8 protein-coding genes are annotated in these 9,195 nt (G+C 44.2%); all 8 read left to right on the forward strand.

Translation table 11 applies throughout. The features are described from left to right. Positions 1-409: 409 nt before the first annotated feature. On the forward strand, positions 410-2,821 hold the full coding sequence (locus ACYQ2O_RS08375; RefSeq protein ID WP_459796404.1) for a glycoside hydrolase family 31 protein: 2,412 nt from the start codon (positions 410-412) through the stop codon (positions 2,819-2,821). A gap of 372 nt (positions 2,822-3,193) precedes the next feature. Next, the gene (locus tag ACYQ2O_RS08380) at positions 3,194-4,018 is read left to right on the forward strand and encodes a Cof-type HAD-IIB family hydrolase (protein WP_459796406.1); all 825 of its coding nucleotides are present in this window, start codon (positions 3,194-3,196) and stop codon (positions 4,016-4,018) included. 95 nt (positions 4,019-4,113) lie between these two features. After that, positions 4,114-6,141 carry a methionine--tRNA ligase gene (gene metG, locus ACYQ2O_RS08385; protein WP_459796408.1) on the forward strand — a complete coding sequence of 676 codons (2,028 nt, stop codon included), beginning with the start codon at positions 4,114-4,116 and terminating at the stop codon, positions 6,139-6,141. A 123-nt stretch (positions 6,142-6,264) separates the two neighbouring features. After that, a complete protein-coding gene (locus tag ACYQ2O_RS08390) occupies positions 6,265-7,035 on the forward strand; it encodes a TatD family hydrolase (protein WP_459796409.1) in 771 nt (256 codons plus the stop codon). Between the two features lie 4 nt (positions 7,036-7,039). Beyond that, a complete protein-coding gene (rnmV, locus tag ACYQ2O_RS08395) occupies positions 7,040-7,609 on the forward strand; it encodes a ribonuclease M5 (RefSeq protein WP_459796410.1) in 570 nt (189 codons plus the stop codon). Next, positions 7,602-8,504: a 16S rRNA (adenine(1518)-N(6)/adenine(1519)-N(6))-dimethyltransferase RsmA gene (gene rsmA, locus ACYQ2O_RS08400; protein WP_459796412.1), complete on the forward strand. Its 903-nt coding sequence runs from the start codon at positions 7,602-7,604 to the stop codon at positions 8,502-8,504. The genes rnmV and rsmA overlap by 8 nt, the downstream gene beginning before the upstream one ends. Before the next feature lie 177 nt (positions 8,505-8,681). Then, positions 8,682-8,888, forward strand: a complete 207-nt coding sequence (locus ACYQ2O_RS08405; RefSeq protein WP_459770195.1) for a hypothetical protein — start codon at positions 8,682-8,684, stop codon at positions 8,886-8,888. Next, the coding region (gene tnpA, locus ACYQ2O_RS08410; protein WP_459796413.1) for an IS200/IS605 family transposase at positions 8,885-9,195 on the forward strand (311 nt) is incomplete at its 3' end. The genes ACYQ2O_RS08405 and tnpA, both read left to right, overlap by 4 nt.

Genomic DNA, 9,195 nt, shown 5'->3' on the forward strand with positions numbered 1-9,195 from the left:
CCTTTTTCTTTATAAGTATGAATTAATTCCAAATCAATCATCTCGATTGCTTTGGAAACCAGCTCACACATGACTTTTGGAAGGTATTGATCTAATCGTATTTCACTGTCTAATAATGTTTCAGAATTCTTTAATATACTGGCAATTTCTGCTATAATTTGATTCATAAGAAGACCTCTTTTCTGGATTTGTGGTTATCTCTAGATTAAGGGTCTTCTTCCTTTTTGTCTACTTTAATTTCTTACCCTACTATTTTACTTTCCGACAACTATTTTACACATAGATTTAGCTCATATCCAAAAGACAGGATTTTATGTTTTTATTAATAAATGTAAAACACTTAAAACTGGCAGATCATTTCTGGTATGTTAAAATATAGTTATGTTAGACGAGGAAAGGATGACTGCGCTTGGTAAAGAATAGAACAGAAACATTCAAAATGGAAACACACCCCCTGGCACCGGATGAGTCCGTTGTAACCTGGGAAAATTATCGGTTTACTGTACTTACCCCTGCAATGATCCGATTAGAACATCACCCTGAAGGGATTTTTGAAGATGAGGCAACTCAGACAGTCCTGAACAGAGATTTTGACACGCCCGAATATAATTTAAAAGAAACAGATGAATATATTGAAATCATCACCTCACATGTTCACCTGATGTTTTACAAGACCGAGGGTGGCTTTACACGAAATAATTTAAATATTGAAGCAATAGGTAATTACAGTCTGTACCACAGTACATGGTATTTTGGAGATAAACCTGATACCCTGAAAGGGACGGCACGAACCCTGGATTTCGCTGATGGAGCTATTGAACTGGAAGAAGGACTGATGAACAAGGACGGTTTTTCAGTTTTTGATGACAGTACATCTATGCGTCTGACAGAAGACGGTTGGGTAGAGAAGCGTCCGAAGAATGTGACTGACATGTATTTCCTAGGCTATGGTCGGGATTACCTAGGTGCCCTGAAGGACTATCATTATCTGACAGGAAAGACGCCACTCCTCCCGAGATACGCATTAGGGAACTGGTGGAGCCGTTATTACCCATACAGTCAAGACGGATACAAACGTCTGATGCTCGAATTTCAGGAAAGACAAATCCCATTTTCAGTGGCTGTCATCGATATGGACTGGCATGTGACAGATATCCCACCGGAATACGGATCAGGATGGACCGGTTACACTTGGAATACTGAACTGTTCCCCGATCCGGAAGAATTTCTGACTTGGCTCAAGGATAATGGCATGCGCACAACACTTAATCTGCACCCGGCCAACGGCGTCCAGCCATTTGAAGAAATGTATGAACCAATGGCTAAGGAACTCGGCGTCAATGCTGAAGAGAACGAGCCCATTCGGTTCGATATCGCCGATCCTGAATTTCTAGATGCCTATTTCAAGTATCTGCACCATCCTCATGAAGAAATCGGGGTAGATTTCTGGTGGATCGACTGGCAGCAAGGCAGTGTGACAAAAGTTGAAGGACTGGACCCACTGTGGATGCTCAATCACTACCACTTCCTTGATCATGGGCGAAACGGTAATCGTCCGCTTATTTTCTCAAGGTATGCAGGTCTCGGTTCACACCGTTATCCAATCGGTTTTTCAGGAGATACTGCCGCAACATGGGATTCTCTTCACTTCCAGCCTTATTTTACAGCAACAGCTTCCAATGTAGGCTACAGCTGGTGGAGCCATGATATCGGCGGGCATATGGGCGGAATCAAAGACAATGATCTGTTCGTCAGATGGGTCCAGTTCGGCGTCTTCTCCCCAATCAATCGTCTGCATAGTCAGAACGGGGAATTCAGCGGGAAAGAGCCATGGAGATATGGACAGAAAGCGGACCGCATCGTGACAGATTTCATGCAGCTTCGCCATCGTCTGGTTCCTTACCTGTATACTATGAATGTATTGAATCACTTTGATGACTTTCCGTTGATCAGACCGATGTATTATCACTATCCTTGGAAAGATGAAGCGTATGATGTACCAAATCAGTATTACTTTGGTACTCAGATGATCGTCGCGCCGATTACGACACCAACGAAAGATGATCTGCGGTTAGGAAAAGTGAAAGTCTGGCTGCCTGAAGGAAAATGGTACGATTTCTTTAACAACCGCAGCTATGAGGGCGACCGCATGCTTGACGTGTTCAGACCGATGTCCACTTTCCCTGTATTTGTGAAGGCTGGGGGAATTGTTCCGATGGATCAGAGTCATCAGAATCATATAGACAACCCTGAGAATATGGAAGTCAGAGTTTATGCCGGAGAAGACGGTAATTTCACGTTATATGAAGATGATGGACTAGGTCAGGGAAGCGAAGCCGCTACAACTAAGATGTCTCTGAAATGGAAAGAGAATGGAGACGAGTGGGCAATGTTCCAAATCAGCAGTCCTGAAGGGAATATTGATGTCCTTCCGAAAAACAGGCAGTTCACTATATCACTGACAGGATTCAAATGCACTCGAATGCCTGAAGTCCTTGTCAATGATGATAAAGTGGAGGCCGAGGTGACACGGCAAGGAAAAGTTACTAAGATCGTGATCCCTGAGCAGCCGTCTGATGCTCAGTATACTCTATACTTTAAAGGTGTGGAACTTAAGAAAAACGATATGCATGGAGAACTCTTCCGATTCCTGGACCGTGCTCAAATCGAAGCAAGTGAGAAAGAGAACATTTACAGTACGATCGTCAAAGGTAAATCGAGTGGGAGAGTAATCAGTGCACTGCTTGCTCTGGATATCGATCCGGACCTGATGGAAGCAATTAGTGAAATCGTCTGGGCAAATCCTGATGGTGTCAGATAAATGAAGCGGATATAAAGAAAAGAAGTCATTCTTGTTTCTGGGTATAGGCCAGAGAAGAATGGCTTTTTCTTTTGAGTATAAAAACAATGGCTAAACAATAATTGATACTGTCTAGCTACACTACTCGCTAGCGCTCGGTCGATCTCAACAATAGTTGTACGTGCTAAAGCACTACAACTTGTAAGGACAAGTCTGACACCGTTCAAAAAAAGATGGGTGGACCCATTGCGCAGGATGCTCATTCAGGGCCAAACCCACTATTTTTGAAGGTGCCAGGGCGGACTTGTTTCGCATTTCTTTTCATAATCATACATACAGAAAGCAATACGTGATACAATAATAAGGAAGTTGAAAGGAAAGGGAACGGCTCAGATGACTAAAATCGTATTTTTTGATATAGACGGAACATTAGTGACTAAACGTAATACCATCCCTGAATCTGCAAAGAAAGCCATCGATCAGCTGAAAAAAAATGATATCATTCCTGTGATTGCTACAGGACGGGCACCGATTCTCATTGAAGAAATCAGACAGGAGCTCGGCATCGAAAGCTATATTGCAATGAACGGTCAGCTTGTCATGCATGAAGGGGAAGTGATTTTTCATAATCCTATTCAAAAAGAGACTGTAGATCGTCTGACTGAGAAAGCAGTGGAACGCAAAAACGGGATTATTCTCTGTGGAGCGAAGGATATCTTCAGCAACTCGATCGTTTCTCTAGCTAAAAGAAGTTCTGTGTGGACAGTTCTTAAAGGGCTGGGCAAGATCATACCAGGACACCTTCAGCTGTCGCTGTTCAAGCGTCTAATCAGAAAACCGCCTAATCCAGAAGAATATGAAGGTAAGCCGATCTATCAGGTTATTTTAGAAACATCCATGGATGAAGAGAAGCATTACAGTAAAGAGTTTCCGGAGCTGCATTTTGCACGTTCCAATCACTACACGGTCGATATTATCAGTGAAGGGATTTCCAAAGCTGTAGGAATCCAGAAGTTTCTGGAGAAGCTCAACCTCAATCAGAAGGATACCTATGCTTTCGGCGACAGTCCGAATGACAAGGAAATGCTGGACTACGTCAATACAGGGGTAGCGATGGGCAACGGCTGGGATGAAATAAAAGAGGCCGCAGATCATGTGACAGCACCAGTCGACCAGGATGGGATAGCTAAAGGATTAAAACACTTGGGTCTGATCTAAACCTGAACTTTTAGAGCGATATGAGCTGTGCTATACTAATCAAGTATACATGAGGCCTGACGATGCCTAAGATAAATCTAAAGGAGGACATTCACTTGTCTGAACGACAAACTTTTTATATAACAACACCAATCTATTACCCGAGTGGTAATCTTCATATAGGTAATGCCTATACAACAATTGCCTGTGATGTGCTGGCCCGATTTAAACGTTTAAAAGGATTCGACACGTATTACCTGACTGGAACAGATGAACACGGTCAGAAGATCGAAAAGAAAGCTAATGAGAGAAATCAGACCCCACAGGAGTATGTGGACGAGATGGCAGAAAGCATCCAGTCTCTGTGGAAAACACTGGATATTTCAAACGATCAGTTTATCCGTACGACACAGCCAGAGCATAAAACGGTGGTAGCAAAGATATTTGAGAAGCTTCTTAAAAAAGGGGACATCTATCTTGGGGACTACGCTGGCTGGTACTCTGTTTCTGACGAAGAATTCTTCACTGAAACACAGCTGACGGAAGTCTTTAAAGATGCTGAAGGTAATGTCACTGGAGGCATTGCGCCGAGTGGTCATGAAGTGGAATGGGTCAAGGAAGAGTCTTACTTCTTCAGAATGAGCAAGTGTGCTGACCGTCTGCTTCAGTACTATGAGGAGCATCCTGAATTTATTCAACCTGAATCACGTAAGAAGGAAATGATTAATAATTTCATCAAACCGGGACTTGAAGATCTGGCTGTGTCCCGTACGACTTTCGACTGGGGAGTGCCTGTTCCTTCGAACCCTAAACACGTCATTTATGTATGGATCGATGCGCTGACCAACTATATTACAGCTCTGGGCTATGACCCGGATTTAGGCGGATTTGATGCTCAGCCGGAACAGTTCAGAAAATATTGGCCTGCAGACGTGCATATGGTCGGGAAGGAAATCGTACGATTCCATACGATATACTGGCCGATTCTGCTGATGGCACTGGATCTTCCTCTGCCGAAACAAGTATTTGGTCATGGCTGGCTTCTTATGAAAGACGGCAAGATGTCAAAGTCCAAAGGGAATGTGATTTATCCGGAGAAACTGGTTGAGCGCTATGGCGTCGATGCGGTCCGTTACTATCTGATGAGAGAAGTGACGTTCGGCAGTGACGGGGTGTTCACTCCTGAAGACTTTGTATCCCGCATTAATTACGATCTGGCGAATGACCTGGGTAATCTGCTCAACCGGACCATTGCCATGATGAATAAATACTTTGATGGACATATCCCTGCTTACAAAGGCGATGTCACCGACTTTGATGGTGAATTGAGACTGCAGGCACTGGAGACAGTCAATGAGTATGACCTGAACATGAATCAGATGCAGTTCAGCTCAGCCTTGCAATCTGTATGGAAACTTATTTCCCGTACAAACAAATATATTGATGAGACTCAGCCCTGGGTTCTGGCAAAGGATGAAGAAAAGAAACATCAGCTTGAAAGTGTCATGATTCACCTGGCGGAAAGCTTAAGAGTCACGGCGACTTTGCTTCAGCCGATCCTGCTGCACACAGCTAAATCTGTTGTCACACAGCTGGGACTGGACGAGTCTGACCTGGCTTTTGATAAAGTGAATTTCGAACACTTCCCTGAAGGAAGGCAGGTTGTTTCCAAAGGAGAACCGATCTTCCCTCGCCTGGATGTTGAGAGTGAAGTGGAAGAAATTAAAAGCTGGATGGAAGCTACAGTAGATACTGAAGAAGATGAGGCATTTGACCCGGAAAATACCCAGCTGACTTCTGTTAAAGAGAAGGAAATCAAGTACGATATTTTCGATAAAGTCGAGCTGAAAGTAGCCGAAGTCATTGCTGTAGACAAGGTGGAAAATGCTGACAAGCTGCTGAAGTTCAGACTGGATGCTGGAGATGAAGGCGGACACCGTCAGATTCTGTCGGGCATTGCTGAGTTTTATCCTGAACCGGACAAGCTGATTGGTAAAAAAGTTGTGATCGTAGCCAACCTGAAACCACGAAAGATGCGTGGAGAAATCAGCCAGGGCATGATCCTGTCAGCTGAAGATTCCAAAGGCAACCTGACTGTTGTTTACGCTCCGGCTCATATGCCCAACGGGTCTGTCGTAGCCTGACCTGACAGTTAAAAATTCCAGTAAAGCGGTGAGCAATGAGGCCGGCTTTATTGGAATTTTTTTGAGGATGGTGTATTCTGAACAGGATGACAGACAAAGAAGCAGATAGGAAGGATAAATGAGATGTTATTTGATACACATACACACATTAATGTAGATAAGTTTAAAGGTGAAGAGAACGAGATAATAAGAAGGGCCAATGAAAACGGGGTAGACCAAATGGCGATTGTCGGATTCGATTACCCGACGATTGACAAAGCCCTGGAACTGACTCATAGGCATGAGGGGCTTTATGCCATTATTGGATGGCACCCTACTGAAGCTGGGACATACTCTGATGAAGTCGAAGCATATCTGATCGACAGGCTGTCGGATGAGACCGTTGTAGCCATGGGAGAAATGGGTCTGGATTACTACTGGGATACTGCTCCAAAATCCGTTCAGCAGGATGTATTCCGACGTCAGATCCGTGTAGCAAAAGAGCTTGGACTGCCGATCAGTATCCATAACCGTGAAGCGACTGAAGATACGTATAAGGTGCTGAAAGACGAGCATGCCGGGGATACTGGCGGAATTATGCATAGCTTCAATCTGGATACCTACTGGATGGAAAAATTTATTGATATCGGTATGCACATCTCTTTGAGTGGAGTCGTCACTTTTAAGAATGCCCCGGAAGTCAAAGAGGTTGCAAAACAAGTCCCTGCAGACAAACTGCTTATCGAAACGGACGCCCCATATCTTGCTCCGATGCCGAACAGAGGCAAGCGGAATGAACCGGCTTATGTCCGGTATGTAGCAGAAGAAATTGCCTCACTTAGACAGATGCCCTTCCAAGAAGTTGCTCGACTGACCACTGAGAATGCACGTGATTTATTCAAACTGAAGGGGTAGCCGAGTGAAAAAACTGAAAGAGATTATAGTTGTAGAGGGCAGAGATGATACAAAGCGTCTGAAAATGTCTGTTGATTGTGACACGATCGAAACCAATGGATCGGCAATCAACGACCTGACCCTTGTTCAGATCGAGCATGCACACGAAACGCGTGGGGTCATCGTCTTTACCGACCCGGACGGTCCTGGTGAACAGATAAGGAAAATTATTTCTCAACGGATCCCCGGAGTCAAGCACGCCTTTCTGACAAGAGACGAAGCAAGAAAGCAGGGAAAGTCCCGTGAAAGCATAGGGATCGAACACGCTTCCGTAACCGCCATAAGAGAGGCTCTGGACAAGGTAGTAGAAGAAAGAATTGATAATGCCCCAACCGTAACAAAGTCTTTCCTGATCAGACACAACCTGATCGGGACATCCGATGCCCGCCTGCTGAGAGAAAAACTGGGGAATCGTCTGCGCATAGGCTATACTAATGGAAAGCAGCTGGAAAAACGGCTGAATATGTTCGGGATTACGGAAAAAGAGGTAGCAGATGCACTTGAAGAGATTAGAAAGGAATCATCTCATGACTGAATATAGAGAAATAGCAACGCCTGTGAGAACAGCAGAGATACTAAGCAAATATGATCTGTCCGCCAAAAAAAGCCTGGGGCAGAATTTTATTGTGGACACGAATATCCTCGGTAAAATTGTCAAGGCTGGAAAAGTCACAAAGAAAACAACGGTGATCGAAGTCGGTCCGGGAATCGGAGCGCTGACCGAACAGCTTGCAAAGAAAGCCAAAAAAGTCATAGCTTTTGAAATTGATGACCGGCTGATTCCTGTCCTTGATGATACCTTGTCTGCTTATAAGAATATCGAAATAATTCATTCTGATGTCCTGAAAGTGGATCTCAAGGCATTTGAAGCAGACTATCTGAGCGAGGCAGAAGAAGTCGTTCTCGTGGCTAATCTCCCGTATTACATTACAACACCGATCATTATGCGTTTTCTGGAAGCAGGCATGCATATTGACCGTATGATTATGATGATGCAGAAAGAAGTAGCCAGCCGCATATCGGCATCTCCGAGTACGAAAGCCTATGGATCGCTGTCGATTGCCGTGCAGTACTATATGGATGCAGAGATTGCCTTTACGGTCCCTAAAACAGTCTTCATGCCCCAGCCGAATGTTGAGTCGGCCATCATCAAGCTGACTGAAAAATCGGCAAGGCTGACCGATTTGAAAGACGAGCCCTTGTTCTTCAGACTGGTCCGGTCTGCGTTTGTGCAGAGAAGAAAAACATTATGGAACAATTTGACAAGTGTTTTAGGAAAAGATGAACATACGAAAGAGATTATTGCTAAGGCTCTCGAACAGGCTGAAATCGATCCAAAGCGAAGAGGCGAGACACTCGACATAGACGAGTTTGCCCGACTGGCAAATGCGTTGTCTGACTTGAATCTTGTATTCGAGGATAAAAAATAGTACGCTTAACAAAGAAAAACTCATGACACAATTAAATACGTTGACCCTGGGAGAGTTCTTGGCGGATAGCATTCCGTGAGTAGTTCTGAAAGTGGCGAATAAGCCTTATCCCTAACAGATCGTACTGGTCTGTCGTTACCTGAACTGGATGATACCAGCGGAGGGAATGGGTGAAGTATGATAAAAGATATGGGGCTTGTGGCCAGTGCGGCCCAGTCCAGTGTCTATACTGACACACAGCTTATTCTGTACTTTGAAAACCCCCGGCTATGCCGGGGGTTCAGGATAGCTTTCAGCGTGGGGTCAAAAAAAGCCTCACTTCATGATAAGATAAAGTTGGTTTCCCGACCACTTACTCAAATCATTGAAGGAGGCGTCCCATGAAGGACAAGAACAGTTTAGCACATTCAAAGTGGAGATGTAAGTATCACATCGTTTTCGTACCCAAGTACAGAAGACAGATAATATATGGCAAGTATAAACAGAGCATCGGTGAGAATATCCGAGAACTTTGTCAGAGAAAAGGAGTGGAAATACACGAAGCGAATGCGTGCAAGGATCACATTCATATGTTAGTTAGTATCCCACCAAAGTTGAGTGTATCTCAGTTCATGGGGTATTTGAAAGGAAAAAGTAGCCTGATGATTTTCGATCGACATGCCAATTTGAAATACCGATATGGGAATCGAAA

The sequence above is a fragment of the Alkalibacterium sp. m-11 genome, from assembly GCF_054658155.1.